An 18252-nucleotide genomic window follows, 5' to 3' on the forward strand; every position below is an offset into this window, starting at 1 on the left:
GGAAGACCTATGACGAACCTCGACGAGGCACTTACCGATCTTGGCGCGGCCGCGGATGAAGAGGTCTATGTGCCTGCCTTCACCGAGGAGGAGTCCGACCTCGATCGGAAGGTAAACGATCTCTTCGCCGGATCGGTGGTCCGCAAGGACCTCGTCAAAGCGGTGCGCGGCAATGCTGTCGTGCCCGGATATGTGCTCGAGTATCTACTCGGTCAGTACGCCGCTTCAGACGACGAGGACACCATCCAGGACGGTATCGACATGGTGCGCAGCATCCTCGCTGAGCACTACGTCAACCGGAACGAGAAGGTACTTATCCAGTCGACGATCAGGGAGAAGGGCAAGCACCGGATCATCGATCGCGTTACTGTCGACCTCAACACGAAGCAGGATTTCTATGAGGCGTCTTTCGAGAACCTCGATATCAAGGGCGTCCCGATCGACGCCAACACCGTCACGAACAACCAAAAGCTGCTTGTTGGGGGCGTCTGGTGCATCTGCGATATCGAGTATCAGCCGAGCGACGGTCCCAGCGAGCCGTGGGTGCTCGCGAACCTGAAGCCGATCCAGATCGCCGGCGTCGACTTCGATCGGTACAACGCGGCGCGCGCATCGTTCACGACCGACGAGTGGATCGACATACTGATGCAGTCCATCGGGCTCAATCCGGAGCAGTTCAGCCTCAGAGGCAAGCTGATCGCGCTTACCCGGCTCGTCCCCTTCGTCGAGCGCAACTACAACCTCGTCGAGCTCGGGCCGAAGGGTACGGGAAAGTCGCACACGTTCAGTGAGCTCTCGCCGAACGGTGCCCTCATCTCCGGCGGTGAAGTCACGGTCGCCAAGCTCTTCGTCAATAACGCGAACGGCAAGCTCGGCCTCGTCGGGTATTGGGATGTGGTCGCCTTTGACGAATTCGCGGCTAATCGCCGTACCGACCAGAACCTGGTCAACATCATGAAGAACTACATGGCGAATAAACAGTTCAACCGCGGAAACCAGCCGCTCGGAGCTGAAGCCTCCATGGTCTTCATCGGCAACACGTCGCATACCGTGCCATACATGCTCCAGCACTCCGATCTCTTCGACGAACTTCCTGATTCGTACCGCGACCCGGCGTGGCTCGATCGGATTCACCACTACATCCCGGGCTGGGAAGTGTCGCCGATCCGCTCGGAGATGTTCTCCGACGGCTACGGCTTCGTCGTCGACTACCTCGCCGAGATCTTGCACTCCAAGCGTAGCGAGGACTTCTCCGACAAATACCAAACGCACTTCAGCCTCGGCTCTGATATCTCCACACGCGATCGTGACGGCATACACAAGACCTTCTCCGGTCTGATGAAGCTCATCCATCCGACTGGCGTCGCAACGCCGGAGGAGATGGAGGAGTTGCTCCTCTACGCCATCGAGGGTCGCAAGAGAGTCAAGGACCAGATCCTCCGAATCGACGCGACCATGCGCGACGACCCGGCGCGCTTCGGCTACCGGGACTCGCTCGGCGGGTGGCACGACGTGGTCACCGTAGAGGAGAACCAATACCCGCAGCTGTACCGGCGCGACTGGGACGCGGAAGCCCCTGGCCCCACCCTCGCTGGGAGCGGCTTGCCCACCTACACGCCACCGGCGCCGGCGCATCCGCCGTACTCCGTCGTCTCTGTTGCCCCGCCGCTGCCGATTACGCCAGATGGTAGCGACGCACCGGTCGTTCCGGACGACACGATGCCGCTCTTCCAGGGCATCCGTGATTTCAAGGCCGGGCAGACGGGTGTGTCGTATGAGAACGTGCTTTTGCCCTATGTCGTCGGTGCAACAAAGATCACTGTCATCGATCCCTACATCCGCATGCCACACCAGGTTCGCAACTTCGGCGATCTCCTTGGGCTGATCGCTCTCGCCAAGGGGCCGGCCGACGAGGTCGCCGTCGAGCTCGTCACTACGCAGACGGACAAGGATCACATGAAGAAGGACCAGCTTGAGCGCCTAGTTTCTCTGCGCGAAGCAGCACTGCGCTTCGGCGTCAACCTGGACATCCGTCTTGTCGATGGAATCCACGACCGGTCGATCATCACCGACCACGGCTGGCGAATTCTGCTTGGAAAGGGTCTTGATATCTGGGAGCCTCCGACGAATGCGATCGCGGAAGCTCGACAGGAGTTCCGGCGCATCAAGTCCGATACGACGTTCACCTACGCCCGCACATCGATCGAAGGTGCGTGACGGTGGCCGATCTGCATCCCGCACAGGCGGGACTGCGGGAGGTCGTCCAAGGTAGGCAGGTCGGGAACTGGGAGCTCACGGAGCCACTCGGCCGGGGAGGTCAGGGCACGACTTGGCGAGCAATCTGGAAGAGAGAAGATCATTCCCTCACGCGAGTTGGCGTGGCTGGCGGACAACTCAATCGCGGCGTCATCAAACTGATGCTGCCGCCCGCTCCCGATGAAGTGCCAATACCGGGGGCCAGGTTCGACGCGTGGCTTGCGGGCGAAGCGAAGGCGTTTCTGTATGAAGCTATGGCCCTCAGCAAGGTCGATAGCCCGTATATCCCAGGCGTCTTCGAGGCCGCGACGCAGCAGACGCGCGCCGGTTGGGACGTGCCGTGGTTCGCCACCGAACTCATCAGCGGACGGAGCCTTGCTGAACAAGTTGGGTCCGTCGGGCCGATGGATCAGAACCAACTCCTCGATCTCGCGCACGATATTCTCTCGGCAGTCACTGCGATCCATCATGTCGGCCTCGTGCACCTTGATCTCAAACCCGACAACGTCATGCTCGAGCCGGGCAGAGCACGCCTAATTGACTTCGGTCTCGTTACGAAGGCGAACCAGAAGGGGCGCCTCGGCGGAACGCCCGGCTTCTTCGCCCCGGAGCAGCTCGACGACGTGATCGAAGAGCGAGATTTCGCGCCCGCAGCCGACATCTTCAAGCTCGGGGTCACTCTTGCCATCGCGGCCGGAGTTCGCCTCCCAGACATCTGGGGCACCGATCCCTTCGGCGAGGACCAGGCTGTGCGCCGCGCAATGGTGAAAGGCCCGCGACTGAGCCCGCTCAGCGCCGTGCTTCGCGAAGTGATCGCACCGATGCTCGCCTTCGAACCGCACCAGCGACCAGCGGCCGGCGCTGCGCTGGAGCAAGTTCGCGATTTATTTCCTGCCGGGAGCTCGAAGGGCTCCGGACGAGGGCAAGCCGCTGGTGCGGGGAAGCCGCCTTCGCAAAACCCTTCGCGGCCCGCTGAACAACCGGCGCGCGCCGGGGCGGGCGGGCGGGATCCGGCTCCCGCCGCGCCCGGCGTCGGTGCGGCCGCTGGAAACGCGAATGTCGGTGCGAGAGTCGTCATCGTCGATCGTCTCGGCCTCGATTGGACCGGCGTCGTCGTCGGTGTAGATACGACGCGCCCAGGCAACATCCTCATCAAGCATGAGTCGACCCGCGGCGCTCAGAACGTCCGTTCCTACCCGGTGAGCCAGGTAGTCCGCGGTACTCCGCTGAAGTAGACGGAACCGGAATGTTCATAGACGCGCCCGCGCTCGCTCTGCCGTCCTGGAATCGATTCTGATTGGTGATCCACTCCCGTCCGCCGACCGCAACGATTAATGGGAAGAATGACTACCGAAGACGGCCACTCAACTGATGAGCTCTCCTGGCGCTGGGTCGCCGACGCGCGCCTTGCCGCGATGCGAATGCAGGCGCTTCCTGAGGAGACACGGCGAGAAGCGGTGACTATCGCCCGCACCACGATGCTGACACTGACGGCGTATACGACGCCGATCGGATGGTCGCCGATTTCACAGGCGAGGCAGCTCGCGCAAGAGCTCGCTGAACCATACTCAGATCTTGAGGCGACGCCATTCCACTGTGCTGCATTGCTCTTCTTCTTCGACCTGATCGACAGCAAGTACTATCACGATCTTGGACTTCCCTGGGAGTTCTGGCACTTCGGCGATCTCATGATGGACGGAATCGGCTTCCACCATCGACCGCGCTTCTCCATGGAGAGACCGGACGCTGACGGGAGCGAGGCTCAGGCATGGTTGATCGAGCGGGCAAACAGAGTCCGCCGAGCCCTTGAAACTGTCGCCGGCCACCCCTCGCGCATTACGAAGGGTAGCGAAAGTGACGTTTGGTAGTACGGCTGATTCATACAGAGCCGACCAAATAGGACCGGTGGTCGATTTCAATATTGATGTCGATTCGCTGTCGCGATTTTCTATCCCTCACTTGAGGGCGCGCGATGGCCGTTGGTGGTCGCGTGCAGCGCGAGAACAACGTTTGAATTGGCGATCACATCAAAGAAGAACACGTAGTAGCTGCCGAAAGGCGCATCCCCCTCGCGAAGGTACACGGTGCGTGGGCTCGTCTCGTGTGGCTGTTTCGACGGCGTACCGACCGCCGTCGGAACCCCCGCGCACCGGAGTTTATGGGCGTGCGATACCGTTCCGACTATCTCAATCAGGATCGGGGTCGGTCCGGGCGTGGGATTCGTGGTTTCGAGCCGACCGGTCGCACATCGTCCACCCGAAGGTACTGCCGCACTACCTCGATGAATTTGTTTCCTGCCGTCGATATGGCCGCGGAGCTGTCATGCGCCAGTTCGCCCCGGTAGAAGGCGACGCGCAAGTCATGCGCGGCGCTCAGAATTTTCTCCATCGCGTCGTTCACATCCTTCGGCGCGGCTATCGACAGTTCGCCGGCGAGGTTTTGTAGTCGGTCGAAAACTTCGTACGCGGTCGCGAACCGAAGCGTCAGGTTGTCGCCGTCATCGTCGTCATCTTGACCGCCTTCCGCTTCGTCGATGCTGTAGACGCGGTGAGCGTACTCGCGGGTGGTCGCAACCGCCCGGCCACTTAGGTCGCGAATGTGGTCGTACCAGCGCTGCTCGTGCTCCCGTTTCGCTCTGCGATTGTCTTGCAGCCGGTTCAAGAGAAAGCCGAGGACCGCACCGAGAATTAGGAAGCCCCCCGCGATGACGGGGACTCCCCACCAAGGGGCTGCCGACACGGCAGTCATGACCTCGGCGGCTGGCGTCGGACTGGAGGTTGGGGGCATTCGGTCAAGCTAGCAGTCTGACGACCTCTAAGCGCGGCAGCTCCCCTCCCCGCAGGACGTTAACCCCCGAAAGGAGGAAACCTGACGTGATAGACAGCACTCGTGCGATGGTGGCGACCATCACGAACGTCTCGCTCTTCGGCATCCGCTCGAGCCTCCAGGGCTTCCCGCTGTGCCAGTCGGACGCTCGGATCGTGACCATGATCATGACCGCGACGAGCCGCCATCGGGATCGTGCCGGCGAAGTCGCCGAACCGACGACTAGCAGGGACAATAAAACGATGTGCCTTAGCGCCTAGTTAGCGATGCCTCCTCTCCGCGCCCCGGCGCTCCGCGGCGGCTCCGCCCGTAGGCGCCCGCTGACCTGCGTCATGACTCGCGCGAGCATCTCCACATCCTTCGCGCTGAGTGACTCGAACAGGTGCGTCTTCACGGCTTCAATGTGCCCCGGGAACACCTTCGCCAACATGTCCCGCCCCTCATCTGTGATCGCGACAATGGTGCTGCGCTCGTCCTCCGGTGACGGCCCACGCGTGACGAGCCCGCGCTCCTCCAAAGACTGCGCCTGATACGTCAGCCCGCTCCGGCTGTACACGACTCCATCCGCAAGATCCGTCATCCGCTGCGACCCATCCGGTGCGTCGCCGAGCCGTGCGAGCAGCTGGAACTGCACGTAGCTGAGCTTGCCGACGTCGCGCAGCTGCTTCTCGACCGCATGCCGCAGCAGGCTGCTCACCTCGGTGAAGGCGAAGTAGGCCGCGAGCTCCGTCGGGGAGAGCTGAGGGGGTCGTGTGCTCATGGTTCCAGTATACGCGTTGCTTCGAATTCGAAGCAGTGATACGTTCAACATATTGCTTCGAATTCGAAGCGACTGACGAGAGGAAAGATCATGAAGGCAGTACGGTTCCACGAAGTGGGCGGCCCCGAGGTTCTGCAGTACGAGGAGATCGCCCAGCCCATCCCGGGCGCCGGCCAGGTGCGGTTGCGCGTCGCCGCATCCGCTTTCAGTCCCGCCGACAACGGCATGCGCGCCGGCTTCCTGCCGATCCCGGTGGTGCTCCCGCACATCCCCGGATATGACGTCTCAGGAACGGTCGACGCCTTGGGCGACAGAGTCGACGGTTTCGCGGTGGGTGACGCGGTGATCGCCTTCCTGCCGATGGCAACCGACGGCGGAGCGGCGGAGTACGTCATCGCCCCGTCGGTCGCGCTCGTCGCCGCACCGACCAGCGTGCCGCTCGCGGACGCCGCAGCGTTTCCGTCGGTCGCGCTCACCGCGCGTCAGGCGCTCTTCGACGACGGCGGCCTCAAGGCGGGCCAGCGAGTGCTCATCGTCGGGGCTGGCGGAGTGGTCGGCAAGTATGCGATCGCCCTGGCAAAGCGTGCGGGCGCGTACGTCATCGCGACGGCCAGCCCGCGGAGTGCAGATGCTGTGCGCGCGGCGGGTGCCGACGAGATCGTCGACCACACCGAGACCGATGTCCTGGATGCCGTCACCGAGCAGGTCGACCTCCTGCTCAACCTGGCTCCCATCGAGCCGGACGAGTTCACCGCTCTGGTGCGACTCGTGCGTGACGGGGGAGTCGTGGTGAGCACCACTGCTTGGATGCCGGCGCCGGATGACGCCGACCGTGGGGTGACGTCTGTGGTCGTGTTCGTTCGGAGTGATGCGGAGAAGCTTGCGGAGTTGGTGTCACTGGTCGACAGCGGGGAGCTGACGCTGGAGGTTACTCGTCGCATTCCGTTGACCGAGCTTCCGGCGTTGCACGCTGAGGCTGCTGAAGGATCGATCGCAGGGAAGGTGATCGTGGTTCCGTGATGCCGAGTCGCTGGCGCGATCAATCCTTGCCCCTGGGAGCGTGGGACCGTGCCGCGCTGAGTCGTGAAGACCCACTCTCATGGAGAACCATGCGCTGATCCGGCGAGCGGTCGCTCACCTCGGAATCGTCGAGTTCTACGGAACATCAGCGTACATCCGCGGCGTGCGACCGTCCGGCGGGCCCGATATTCGCATCGCTTCTGGTTGGAGCAACGGCTTCGTCTCGGAGGATGAGGTGCTGAGCGCCCTTGGTGATGTGGAACGTTGGCCGAGTGGGCGCGCGCCAGGCAACCTCTGGGGGATCACGCATCCGAAGCATGGCGCCGGTCGCTCCGGCGGTCCTCAATTCGGATCGAAGCGGGACTATGGCACGTGCCCTGAATGCACGATGGCTTTCCACGCCAATGGGACATGCGGATGTGAGTAGCCGCATTATCCAGCCTGCTTGAGAGCCCGCGTAGACCCAGCCAGCAACTCGGCGTCGTGGATCTCTCGTCAGGCCGTCGAAAGGGAAGTGATGTCATGGAGATTCCCGACAACCAACCGCCGCCCGAGCTCCCCGATCCGCTGCACGAGTTCTTCCGGCGACCCACTCACATCCACCGAGTGCGCGACCACCGTCGTCCCGGTGGCCGAGATGCGATACCGCCGCGGCTCGACATCACCAGACACATACAGCAGATGCACTTCCGGAACATCCGCTGTCACCGCATACGCCAACGCCTGGTAGACATCCGCGTTGGGAGGAGAGCCATCACTCTCACCCCAGACCTTGTACTTCGTGTCGGCGACGGTCACCACATCCCCGTTGCGGGAGATCACGATGTCGGGGCGCATCCGCACCTGGCCATCGGCATCCAACCGCCAGTCCGACACCTGCAGATCGACGTCGAACCCCTCGGGCTTCAGCGCCGACCGAAGCACGGAACCGACGAAATCTTCGTACACCTTCGCGACGTTCAGCAGGAATGTCGACCCACCCCGCGAGCCTTCTGCATGAGCCCACGATGACGCTTCGATGATCCACTTCGAGAGGCGCAGAGCCGGCTGGTAGTGGCCGTTCAGTCGTGTCTCCGGTGGCAGGACGATCGGCCCGTCAGCGCGCAGGTCAGACACCTCGGAGAACAACGACAGAAGCGGCCCGAGTTCACGGACGATTCCTCGGGGAAGCTGCTCGAGCCGCGTGAGCGCACGCACCGCGGCTTTCACGATCCGGTTCTCCGGCACGTCTTCGGTGTAGTCGTCGTAGGTGAGCTCTACCGGAACGGGGATGCCGGGGCGAGCCTTGAGCTGCCGAGCGATGTCCCATCGCCCACGGATCACCGTTCCGGTCTCCTCTACCGGCACGTACCCCTTGAGGAGACCCCGGCTCGTGGCGTTCTCGAGGGCGCTCAGCAGGGCCGACGCCAGAGCCGCCGGCAGATCATCCTCAGCCTCGAACTCGAATGAGGTGTGGCTCACGTCGGCCTGCACGCCCGCATGAGAGGCCATGAAGATCAGGCTCCGCAGCGGTGTCTTGGGTCGCACCATGAGCCGGACGTCGTCGATTCCCACCACTCCGACGCGTGTGACGTCGGTGACCCGCCAGACACCGGAGGTTGGGGTCGGCGAGACCCGGCAGAACTTCAGGCTCTGGAGTTCTGCCGCCTGCGCAGAGGTCAACGCGACGAAGGTCTCGCCCTTCTCGGCGATCTCCTCGACCCGTACGGCATCCATCGAGGGGGTCATGCCTCCGTTGCCGCGGACTCAGGTCTCAGTGCGACGAGTAGCGCATCCAGACCGTACTTCACGTGGACGTCGACGCCGGTGCCGATGTGGCGCTCCTCGAGCAGAGGAAGGATGCTCTCGTCCCACACGGCACGCAGGTCATCCTCACTGAGGTCGGCCGGGCTGAGGAGGTGGCTGGGTCCGATGCGATCCTCCCGATCGCGGATGCTCAGGTTCAGCCGCTCGAACAGCGCTGCGACGGGCATGCTCTGCGGATGACGCTTCTGCCAGCGGTCGAGAATGCCCTTGACCGGCGCCACGTCAGGATGCAGCTCGAAGAACGAGAACCGGCGACGCATCGCCGAGTCGAGCAGTGCGATCGACCGATCGGCCGTGTTCATCGTGCCGATGATCAGAACGTTGGCGGGCAGCGTGAAGGACTTGCCGCCGTCGTCGCCCGATCCCGCGTAGAGAACGTCGATCGCGTCATCGCGATATTCGAGCAGATAGTAGAGCTCGCCGAACACCTTGCTGATGTTGGCCCGGTTGATCTCGTCGATCATCAGCACGTGCGGCACATCCGGGTTCTTGCGAGCTTCGTCCGCGATCTCGCGAAGTGGCCCCCGCGTGAGCGAGAACGACAGCTGGCCCGCGGCGTCGGTGACGGGCCGGTACCCCGCGAAGAAGTCCTCGTACGTGTACGAGGGGTGGAACTGGATGCGTTTGACGACGCTGCCCGGCTTGCCGAGCTTCTCTGCGAGCGCTCGGGCGACATAGGTCTTGCCGGTGCCGGGAGGGCCATAGAGGATCACCTGACCCCTGCGGTGGAGGGCACTCGTCACCTTCGTGAGCCACGTGGCGTCGAGGTGTGTGGCATCTGCGAGTCCTGCGACGTCGATGTCGGCGACGGCGAAGCCTCGGGGGTCCGCATCGACAGGTTCGTCCTCGCGCTCCTTCTTTGGCGCCGGATCGGGTGTCGTGACAGCATCCGGATGCCAGCGGCTGCGAAGCGGCTCGTCGTAGACGTTGACCGCCTTGCCAGCCTTCGTCTGGAGTGCGATCTGGATGCCCAGCAGGTCGGCGTCGGGATCGTCGCTGAATTCTCCGCCGATCTCGCCGATGAACGCTTCTCTGATGCGCTGGCGGTGATCGGTCGAGACGATCGGTCCGAAGTAGCCCGGATGCACCAGATAGAGAAGCGCGTAACGCTGAGTCGGGAAGCCCTTTTCGGGGGCGACGAGGTCGCGCCAGCGGCGAGGGTCCTCGAGGGCTGCGAGCTGATCGTCCTGGCTGAGTTCGGACCATGCCAGCAGCACGTCAAGGATCACCGTGATGGCGCGGTTGATGTGCGTCTGCATCCCCTGCCCGGGGTTGAAGGCTCCGCCGCCGAAGGCCTCGTCGAAGATCTGAGGAATCTCCACGGGGTGCTGCATGGTCTTCAGCATCGACTCGACGCGCTCGCGCTTCTTCGCGTGGCCGATGATCCAGCCCACCGGAAGCGTCTGCAGGGCGATGACCTCTGCCATCAGAAGGCACTGGTCATCCGTGGCGTCAGCGAACTGTCGAGTGAGGTTGCCGGAGAATCCCTCGCCGGCCGTCGCCTCTGCTTCGTCCCAGATCTTGTGGACGGCGCGGATGTTGTCGCTACTCCAGACCTCTCGCCCGGGCGCGAAGGCGGACATGCCGTTGCGAAGGCCCTCTTGCACGATCACATCCGCAGCGGCGAGCAGCTTCCGTTGCGCGCTGTCGGTGCTGACCCAGCTCTCCGGCAACGACCGCTCGATCTCGTCCCGCAGGCGAGCACGCCCGAGCGCATAGTTGCGCTGGGCTTCGAGAAGCAGAGCATTGCCGGGGTGAGCTGCCAGGGCGGCGATCCCCTCCGCAGTGATCGCCCATTCCCCGACTCCCGAGGGATTCTTGCGAAGCCATCCAGACGCCACCAGGTCGGCGCTCGACCAACGCCAGTCGTTCTCGCCGCGCGGGCGGTTGTGAGCCTTCAGCTCAGACTCGTACTCGGTGAGCGGAACGCGTTCGAGAGTCTCAGCCCAGATTGTGGAGATCGGGAGGTAGGTTCCGTCGGAAGCGCGCTCGGCGAGGATCTCCAGGGCGACGCGGGCGCGTTCGGCTCGTCTGACTTCTTTGTTCATCGTCGTCCTTCTTGCTCGGCGGCGGCTTCACGGGCCGGGAGGGAAGCCGGCGGCGAGGGCATGATGTGATGCTGGCCGGTTCTCGGGCTTCCGGATCATATTGACACGAAGGGGCGCTGGTGACCGGCTGGCTCGTCGTGGTTGCCCATGGCCGACACGATCTCACACCCCACGCCTCAACCGCAGGCACCACCAGCTCCCGCAACCGCCGATATGCCGACGCATCCCCGCTATCAGCGAGATCCCCCGTGAACAGCAGCGCATCAGGGCGAAGTCCCGAATCCACCAACCGCGACAGCAGAGAATCGAGGTTCGCATCGGCATCCGGCCCACTGCCATACAGCGACGAGCGTTCACCGGGAAGGTGCGTATTGGAGATGTGCATGAAGGTGTGCGATGGGCGAGAGTGCTCCGTGAGGATCATTTCTCACTTCAGAGACGTCCGCGAGGCTTTGCTCACGGCAGGAGCGTTGCCCGAGGCGTGATCAGATCCAACGGCATGTGTCGCTGCGTACGCCATCGGCTCGTCGCCACGGCATGCTGGAGCCATGGAGAGCTTTGTGCAACTCGGCGACGGTCTCGCGATCGTTGAGGGAGTGGGCCGCTTCCGGCGGGGGGAGCGGCGAGGCGAAGACGGGCGGATTAGTCTCGATGTCGAGTGGCGCCAGATCAGTCCTTGGTCCGTGGAGAACGGACTTCTGACGATCATCCCTCTGGCGCGTTCCGACGGGTCGACCGACGCGAAGGAGAGGGTGACGGCGCTCGAGCGATCACTCGAAATGGCGTTCGTGCACTACTTCGGCGGGGGCGGATTCCATGCGGAGTCGCCTCTCGACCCCGACGAAGGGTATGGAGCAATGCTGAGTCGGGACGAGCGGATCTCGCTTCCGCGCGCTGTGTGGCGGGTCGCCGACTACGCCTTCACGCTCGTGTGTGCCGCCGATCCGCGTGCAGCCGACGCGACGACACTCTCGCTGCACATGTTCCCGGCGGAGTGGCGATGGCCCGACCTGACCAACGCGAGCACGAAGCGCGCCGCGTCACGACGGCGTCGCGTCGCGAAGCAGATCGAGGAGGTGGAGATCGATTGGACGTGGCCGGCGGACGCCGACACGAACGATGGATGACAGCGGTGATGAGATCGAAGACGCTCACCATCGCGGCTGATGATTTCGTCGCACCAGGCGTTCAGGCGGCGCTTGGCCGAGCCGGGAGCGCTCAGTGGCGTGGTACTTCTCGCAGGCTTCCCGAGTCCTGAACGTCTCTGCGCCGAAGGCTCATCGGGTACACGGCGTTCACTTTCGAACCACAAGGGGATTCCCAGCGTTTGGACCCGCGGGTCATCACCACGCGCGGCCTCAGGATTACCAGTCTGGTTGGTGCACGGAGTGGCTGCCGTGGACTGATCTAGGGCGTTTCGTCTCGCTCGGCTTTGCCGGGCTCGCTCAACGAACGGGGTTGGACTAGACCCGCTCCCGCCATGAAATCCCGCGCCCTGCAATCCTTCGCCCAGCCTCCTCCGCCGCCACCGGCTCCCCAACATCCGCCCCGACCTCGAGCCCGACAACCGAGTGCACAATGGTCCCGTCATACACGTGCACGAGGTTGTACCCCTGCGCAGCATCCTGCCCCCGCGTAGCTCCAACCGGCTGAGCCAGATCCTGCCCGTACGCACTCGACGACGCAGCCGCCACCGGAATCCCCGCGAACGTTCCGAACGACGGGTGATGCACGTGCCCTGACAGGATCCCCCGTACATCCGACCCCGCGAGCACCGCAGCCAGCGCCGCCTGCTCACGTAGCTCGACCGTCACCGCGAGGTCGAGTACCGTCGGCAGCGGCGGGTGATGGATCAGCAGCAGCGAACCCTCCGGCGCGGGAACAGACAGCTCCGCTGCAAGCCATGCCAGCTGTGCCTCATCGACCCGCCCCCAGTGCTGCCCGGGAACCGTCGAATCCAGCACGATCACCCGCATCCCGCCGAACCAGCGCACCTCGACCACAGCATCCGAAGCGCCGCCGGCGAGCCCCAACTCCGCCCGCATCGCCCCGCGCTCGTCATGGTTCCCCATGGCCCACACGACCTCGCACCCCAACGCCTCAACCGCCGGCTCCACCAACTCCCGCAACCGCCGATACGACGACGCATCTCCCCGATCCGCGAGATCCCCCGTGAACAACAGCGCATCAGGCTTCAAGCCAGAAGACACCAACCGCGACAGCACAGAAGACAGGTTCGCATCAGCATCCGCCCCACTGCCATACAGCGGCGCGCGTTCACCGGGGAGGTGCGTATCGGAGATGTGCACGAAGGTGTGCGATGGGCGAGAGTGTTCGGTGAGGATCATTTCTCTTCCAGTGAGACGACGAACAAGTACAGGACAGAAGTCAGACGGGAGCGGCAGTCGACCCGGGCACGAGGGTTCCGACGAAAGGCTGCCGCACGGTCTCCGCAGAATCCGAATCAGCATCAGAACTCAGCAACCGCTGCATCGTCTCCACAGCCGCAGCGGCAACGGCCTCGACCGGAATCCGCAGCGTTGTCAGCCCCAGCAGGTCTGCGCCGGGAAGGATGCCATCGCACCCCGTCACGCTCACGTCGCCGGGCACAGACAACCCCGCAGCACGCAAAGCGCGCATGACCGCGAGCTGCCGATAGTCCGACGCGCACATCACTGCCGTGGCCCCCTCGCGCACGGCATCCAGCGCCTCGTCCACTCCATCGGTCGGCGCAGCCCCCGCAGACACCCGAGTCACGGAAGCCCCACCAGCAACCAACGTCGACTCCATCGCCGAAGCTCGAAGATGCTCGGCGAACGACACATCCTCGGCGCCGGAGAGCACGACCACGCGCCGGTGCCCCAGCGACAAGACATGCGAGGCCAGCATCCTTCCATGCGAAGGATCGTCGTAGTGCGCGGTATGAATCCCCTCGGCCGTCTCCACCCGCCCCGCGCGCACGATCGGCACCTGGTCGGCGAACGGCTCGAGCTGCGCGGCCGTGATGCCACCGGTCGCGACGATCAGTCCGGCGACGCGCATCCCGAGCAGCCGGTGCAGGGCGTTGACCTGCTCGGCTCCCTGCACGTCGGCGCCGATCGTCACGGTCACGAGGTCGAGCCCCCGCCTGTGGGCCTCATCCTGCAGCCGCGAGAACAGCAGACCATAGGCCGGGTTGCTCGCGTCGCGCAGCATCAGCCCGACGGTGCCGGTGCGGCCGGCGGCGAGCTCGGCGGCCATCGTGTTGCGCACGTATCCGAGGCGCTCGGCCTCGGCGAGGATCCGCTCCTGGGTTTCGGGAGCGAATCGCCCCTCGCCCTTCAACGCCCTGGTCGCGGTGGCCCGGGACACCCCGGCGGCCGCGGCCACATCACTGACCGTGACGCGCAGCCCCGGAGCATCCGAAGGCGATGCACCACTCACGCGCGAGCCTTCTTGGCCTTGCGGGGCGCTCCGGCGCGCGAACCTCGTCCATACACGAGATACATGGTGACACCCATGATGATCATCAGCAGCACTGTATAGACGAACGTGATCGGCATCGCATCGAGGTTGTTCTCGCCGCGCGTGCTCTCTTGAATCGCCACACCCAGCGGCTTGAACAGCGGGTGATAGAGGAAGATCGCCGCGTCGTAGTCATCGAGCAGGCTGTTGAAGTTCAGCGCCGTGATCGCCGCAGCCGTCGGCAGCACCAGCGGAACCAGCACCTTGCGGAACGTCGTCAGCGACTTCGCTCCGAGGATGCGGGAGGCGTCTTCGAGAGAATCGGGAACGGAGGCGAACCCCGCCTTGAGCAGGCGCAGCGTGAACGGGATCTTCACGCAGATGTACGCGATGAGCAGCAGGATCGGCGTGCCGGTGAGCACGAAGCCGCCCACGATCGCCCGCGGCTCGTCGAACGCGGTCACCAGGGCGAGCGCGATCAGCACGATCGGCAGGATCCACGGAATGTGCAGCACGTACTCGATCGCGGTCGTCAGCAGGTTACGGTGCTTCTGCAGCATCCGCGCCACGAACAGCAGACCGCCGACCACGACGATCGACGCCACGGCGCTGTAGACGACGCTGACGATGAACGGACGGATCGCCTCGGCGCTCGAGAACACGGTGACGTAGTTGTCGAGCGTGAAGCTGTCGAGGGTGATGGACCCGGCGAGGATGCTGCGCGCATCGACGAACGAGAAGATCACGATCAGCACGACCGGGATCAGGTAGATCACCCACAGCAGGTAGGCGATGACGTGCACGACGACGTTCGCGAACGGGTTGCGGATCTTCTGCTTCTGAATCGGCGTCGCCACCTTCGCGACCGAGAAGTACACGCCCGACTTCTCGAAGCGGTTCATGATCGCGAGCAGGATGATCGTCGCGATGCCGAGCACGATCGCCAGCAAGGCCGCGATGTCACGCGTGATGGGGCTGCGCGAGAGGTCGATGATCAGCGGCGCGACGGTCTGGAAGTCCGGCCCGCCGAGCACGAGCGGAGCTGTCAGCGCCCCGAGCCCGATCAGGAACGTCAGCACGGTGACGGCGAACAGCATCGGCTTCATCACCGGCAGAACGATGCGGCGGAGGATCGTCCAGGTCGAGGCGCCCATCAGCTTCGCCGCCTCGATAGACGCGTAGTCGACCTTGCCGAGAGAAGATGACAGGAACAGCATGTGGTTCGTCGTGGTCGCGAACGTCATCACGAAGACCACGGCGAAGTAGCCCGAGAACCAGTCGCGGTCCATGTCGGGCCACCAGTTGACCATCATGTTCGTGAAGAACCCGAACCGGCCGTAGATGAAGTTGTATCCGGCGGCCAGCACGATGCCGCCGTAGATCAGGGTCGTGGCATAGCCGAGCCAGAGGATCTTCGCCCCGCGCACCTGGAAGTACTTCGTCACCAGCACGATGAACACACCGACCACGTTGACCGTGATCGACAGGGTGACGGCGAGCAGGAAGCTGTTGCCGAGCGTCTTCAGTGCGCGCTCGCTGCCGAACAGCTTCTCGACGGCACGGATGCTGAACTGCCCGTCGGGGAAGAAGGTGACGCCGAGCAGGGCGGCGTTCGGCAGCACGAGGAAGGCGGCGGCGAACCAGATCACGATGATGCCCGTGATCCACGCGAGGGGCGAGCGCAGCATCGCCTTCACGCTGCCGGGGCGCCCTCTCTTGTTGAGCCGCGGTCCCGCCGTCTGACCCTCGACGACAGCTTCGGTCGTCAAGGAGCCGGCTTCTCCGGTCACGGCCGCTGAGGGCGGGACCGCGGGGTGTGAGGGGTTCTGGGGGTTCCGAGCGTCCGACATGTCACGCCGCCGGATACTGCAGGATCCAGCGCGGGTCCACGTCGACGCGCACCGCGTCGCCGGGGTTCCACTGGCGCGCGCTCGCCGCGGCGGGAACGCTGACGCGCAGCGCAGCATCCTCTGCCGTCACCGTGTAGACGCTGTGGCTGCCGTGGTACGTGCGATCGACGATGGTGCCGGCGAGCGACGCGGATGCCGTCGAGCTGTCGCCCGCCTCGGCGAGGTGCAGCTTCTCGGGCCGCACGTAGCTCTCGGCCGTGGCGTCGAGTCCGCCGCCGAGGCTCGTGATCTGCGCCGGGCTGAGACGGTTGTTCTCGCCGATGAAGCGGCAGACGAACGGCGTCGCGCTGCGGTCGTAGATCTCCTCGGGAGTGCCCACCTGCTGCAGGGTTCCGGCGTCGAGCACGGCGATGCGGTCGCTGAGCGTGAGCGCCTCTTCTTGGTCGTGCGTGACGTAGACCGTGGTCACGCCGACCTCGTGCTGCAGGTCTTTCAGCTGTTCACGCAGCTGCACGCGCAGCTTCGCGTCGAGGTTCGACAGCGGCTCATCGAGCAAGAGGATGCTGGGGGTCAGCGCGAGCGCGCGGGCGATGGCCACACGCTGCTGCTGCCCGCCCGAGAGCTCCGAGACGTTCTTCTCGAGCTGCGACGGCGCGAGGCCCGTGCGGTCGGCGATCTCGTCGACGCGGCGGCGCTGCTCGGCCTTCGACGTCTTCTGGATCGACAACCCGAACGCGATGTTCTCGCGCACGTTCATGCTGGGGAAGAGAGCGTAGTTCTGGAACACCATCCCCACGCCGCGCTTCTCACTGGGCGCGCGAGTGACGTCGCGGCCGTTGATGTGGATGCGACCGCCCGTCGGCTCGACGAACCCGGCGAGTGTGCGGAGGGCGGTGGTCTTGCCGCATCCGGACGGACCCAGGAGGGTGAAGAACTCACCCTCCTGGATCTCCAGATCGAGGTGCGAGACCGCGCGGTGATCGCCGAACGCGACCTCGACATCTTCGAAACGGATCATGGTGTCTTTCCGGCTAGTGCGAGAGGAGGGGTGGTGTCGTGCGAGATCAGCCGATGTACTCGAGCGTGACCTTCTCGACCCAGGCACCGAGGTTCTCGCTCACGAAGCCGAAGTCGATGTCCTGACGGTCGAGGGTGCCCATGAGCTCGACGACCTCGGGGTTGGCCTGCTCGACCGCACCCTCGTTGACGGGCATCGAGTTGAACTCGGCCGCGAACTCGCCCTGCACCTCGGCGCTGCCGAACCAGTCGATGAACTCCTGGGCCTTCTCCTCATTGCCGGTGCCGTTGATCTGCGCGATCTGCTCGGTGACATACGGCACGCCGTAGTCGGGCACGATCATGCCGGTCTTCGTGCCGTACTCCTCGTCGCGCGCCGCGATGCCGCTCGAGGGCAGCACGCCGTAGTCGATCTCGCCACGCGTGATGCGGGCGTAGAGGTCGGTGCCCTCGACCGCCGGCGATCCATTGGCGTAGTAGGACTTCACGAGATCCCAGCCCTCGTCGCTGACGCCGAGGTCGCCGTCTTCGTCGAGGTGACGCGACAGGATGCTGGCGAGCACGAGCTGCGGGGTGGCCTGGCCGAGCGCCGGGTTGACCTCGTAGCGGCCCGCGTACTCCTCGTCGGTCCAGAGGTCCTCCTCATCGGAGGGGGCGTCGGTGATGGTGTTCTCGTCGTAGACCGTGACGATGGCCTGCTCGACGAGCGGCCAGAACGCTCCGTCAGCGGGGTCGCCCGCATCGGCCGGGACCTCGCCGCTCCACTCGGGCTCGTAGGCGGTGATCGCCTCTTCGGCCTTGAGCTGCTCGAAGAACATGTTGTTCAGACCGAACACCACGTCGCCGACGGGGTTGTTCTTCTCGGCGATGATGCGGTTGGTGAGGTCGGCGCCGCCGAGGCCCACGATCTCGATGTCGATGCCGGCATCCGCGGCCTTCTCGGTGATCCACTCGCCACGGCCGTCGCTGTTCGAGTTCGTATAGACGATGAGGGTCGCATCCGACCCGCCGTCGCTCGAACCGCCGTCGGACTCGGTGCTGCCGCCTGCGCAGCCGGTCAGGGTCACGGCCGCCACCGCAGCGATTCCCAGGAGAGACCAGCGCTTCTTTCGGATGTCGACCATGGTCGCCTTTCTCGTCATCGAGGTATGTCTGATCCGACTTTACCGCGATGTTGTGGTTTATGTACAACGATCTGTCTGATTCTTAGCCGCGTTCGCGCGAC

At 64.4% G+C, this 18252-nt stretch carries 14 protein-coding genes; 5 read left to right on the top strand and 9 right to left on the bottom strand.

Annotated features, from left to right (window positions below; all coding sequences use genetic code 11):
- Window positions 1-9 precede the first annotated feature (9 nt).
- The 3 genes from brxL to AKG07_RS13660 all read left to right on the top strand — a co-directional run bounded on the left by brxL (window position 10) and on the right by AKG07_RS13660 (window position 4124).
- Entirely contained in the window at window positions 10-2217 is a 2208-nt protein-coding gene (brxL, locus tag AKG07_RS13650; protein WP_053098417.1) for a BREX system Lon protease-like protein BrxL, read from the top strand.
- 161 nt (window positions 2218-2378) lie between these two features.
- The gene (locus AKG07_RS13655) at window positions 2379-3491 is read left to right on the top strand and encodes a serine/threonine-protein kinase (RefSeq protein WP_150115138.1); all 1113 of its coding nucleotides are present in this window, start codon (window positions 2379-2381) and stop codon (window positions 3489-3491) included.
- A 108-nt stretch (window positions 3492-3599) separates the two neighbouring features.
- On the top strand, window positions 3600-4124 hold the full coding sequence (locus tag AKG07_RS13660; protein WP_053098419.1) for a hypothetical protein: 525 nt from the start codon (window positions 3600-3602) through the stop codon (window positions 4122-4124).
- Between the two features lie 322 nt (window positions 4125-4446).
- Here AKG07_RS13660 and AKG07_RS13665 read toward each other — a convergent pair whose 3' ends face one another.
- The gene (locus AKG07_RS13665) at window positions 4447-5043 is read right to left on the bottom strand and encodes a hypothetical protein (RefSeq protein WP_150115139.1); all 597 of its coding nucleotides are present in this window, start codon (window positions 5041-5043) and stop codon (window positions 4447-4449) included.
- Window positions 5044-5338: 295 nt separating this feature from the next.
- Window positions 5339-5842, bottom strand: a complete 504-nt coding sequence (locus AKG07_RS13675; RefSeq protein WP_053098422.1) for a MarR family winged helix-turn-helix transcriptional regulator — start codon at window positions 5840-5842, stop codon at window positions 5339-5341.
- A 90-nt stretch (window positions 5843-5932) separates the two neighbouring features.
- Here AKG07_RS13675 and AKG07_RS13680 point away from each other — a divergent pair, with 90 nt between their 5' ends.
- A complete protein-coding gene (locus AKG07_RS13680; protein ID WP_053098423.1) occupies window positions 5933-6862 on the top strand; it encodes an NADP-dependent oxidoreductase in 930 nt (309 codons plus the stop codon).
- 495 nt (window positions 6863-7357) lie between these two features.
- Here AKG07_RS13680 and AKG07_RS13685 read toward each other — a convergent pair whose 3' ends face one another.
- Together AKG07_RS13685 and AKG07_RS13690 are read right to left on the bottom strand one after the other, a co-directional pair.
- Window positions 7358-8590 (bottom strand): McrC family protein, encoded by a 1233-nt coding sequence (locus AKG07_RS13685; protein ID WP_053098424.1) that lies wholly within the window; start codon window positions 8588-8590, stop codon window positions 7358-7360.
- A complete protein-coding gene (locus tag AKG07_RS13690) occupies window positions 8587-10716 on the bottom strand; it encodes an McrB family protein (protein WP_053098425.1) in 2130 nt (709 codons plus the stop codon). Before AKG07_RS13690 ends, AKG07_RS13685 begins: the two co-directional genes overlap by 4 nt.
- 683 nt (window positions 10717-11399) lie before the next feature.
- Here AKG07_RS13690 and AKG07_RS13695 point away from each other — a divergent pair.
- On the top strand, window positions 11400-11843 hold the full coding sequence (locus tag AKG07_RS13695; protein WP_053098426.1) for a hypothetical protein: 444 nt from the start codon (window positions 11400-11402) through the stop codon (window positions 11841-11843).
- Between the two features lie 336 nt (window positions 11844-12179).
- Here the strand turns inward: AKG07_RS13695 and AKG07_RS13700 are convergent, their stop codons facing one another.
- From AKG07_RS13700 to AKG07_RS13720, 5 genes are all read right to left on the bottom strand, one after another.
- Window positions 12180-13064, bottom strand: coding sequence for a metallophosphoesterase (locus AKG07_RS13700; RefSeq protein WP_053098427.1), 885 nt, complete (start codon window positions 13062-13064; stop codon window positions 12180-12182).
- 40 nt (window positions 13065-13104) lie between these two features.
- Window positions 13105-14139, bottom strand: a complete 1035-nt coding sequence (locus AKG07_RS13705; RefSeq protein ID WP_082297947.1) for a LacI family DNA-binding transcriptional regulator — start codon at window positions 14137-14139, stop codon at window positions 13105-13107.
- Window positions 14136-15929: an ABC transporter permease gene (locus tag AKG07_RS13710; protein WP_308418031.1), complete on the bottom strand. Its 1794-nt coding sequence runs from the start codon at window positions 15927-15929 to the stop codon at window positions 14136-14138. The genes AKG07_RS13705 and AKG07_RS13710 overlap by 4 nt, the downstream gene beginning before the upstream one ends.
- An 82-nt stretch (window positions 15930-16011) precedes the next feature.
- The gene (locus AKG07_RS13715; protein ID WP_053098429.1) at window positions 16012-17028 is read right to left on the bottom strand and encodes an ABC transporter ATP-binding protein; all 1017 of its coding nucleotides are present in this window, start codon (window positions 17026-17028) and stop codon (window positions 16012-16014) included.
- A gap of 46 nt (window positions 17029-17074) precedes the next feature.
- Window positions 17075-18151, bottom strand: coding sequence for an extracellular solute-binding protein (locus AKG07_RS13720; RefSeq protein ID WP_053098430.1), 1077 nt, complete (start codon window positions 18149-18151; stop codon window positions 17075-17077).
- Window positions 18152-18252 lie beyond the last annotated feature (101 nt).

The organism is Microbacterium sp. CGR1, assembly GCF_001266755.1.
In the GTDB taxonomy this organism is placed as follows: domain Bacteria; phylum Actinomycetota; class Actinomycetes; order Actinomycetales; family Microbacteriaceae; genus Microbacterium.

Excerpts from the sequence above, each read along its gene's own strand:
- AKG07_RS13685 (WP_053098424.1), bottom strand. The coding sequence starts at position 8,590 with ATGACCCCCTCGATGGATGCCGTACGGGTCGAGGAGATCGCCGAGAAG.
- AKG07_RS13690 (WP_053098425.1), bottom strand. The coding sequence starts at position 10,716 with ATGAACAAAGAAGTCAGACGAGCCGAACGCGCCCGCGTCGCCCTGGAG.
- AKG07_RS13675 (WP_053098422.1), bottom strand. The coding sequence starts at position 5,842 with ATGAGCACACGACCCCCTCAGCTCTCCCCGACGGAGCTCGCGGCCTAC.
- AKG07_RS13665 (WP_150115139.1), bottom strand. The coding sequence starts at position 5,043 with ATGCCCCCAACCTCCAGTCCGACGCCAGCCGCCGAGGTCATGACTGCC.
- brxL (WP_053098417.1), top strand. The coding sequence starts at position 10 with ATGACGAACCTCGACGAGGCACTTACCGATCTTGGCGCGGCCGCGGAT.
- AKG07_RS13700 (WP_053098427.1), bottom strand. The coding sequence starts at position 13,064 with ATGATCCTCACCGAACACTCTCGCCCATCGCACACCTTCGTGCACATC.
- AKG07_RS13720 (WP_053098430.1), bottom strand. The coding sequence starts at position 18,151 with ATGGTCGACATCCGAAAGAAGCGCTGGTCTCTCCTGGGAATCGCTGCG.
- AKG07_RS13715 (WP_053098429.1), bottom strand. The coding sequence starts at position 17,028 with ATGATCCGTTTCGAAGATGTCGAGGTCGCGTTCGGCGATCACCGCGCG.
- AKG07_RS13660 (WP_053098419.1), top strand. The coding sequence starts at position 3,600 with ATGACTACCGAAGACGGCCACTCAACTGATGAGCTCTCCTGGCGCTGG.
- AKG07_RS13680 (WP_053098423.1), top strand. The coding sequence starts at position 5,933 with ATGAAGGCAGTACGGTTCCACGAAGTGGGCGGCCCCGAGGTTCTGCAG.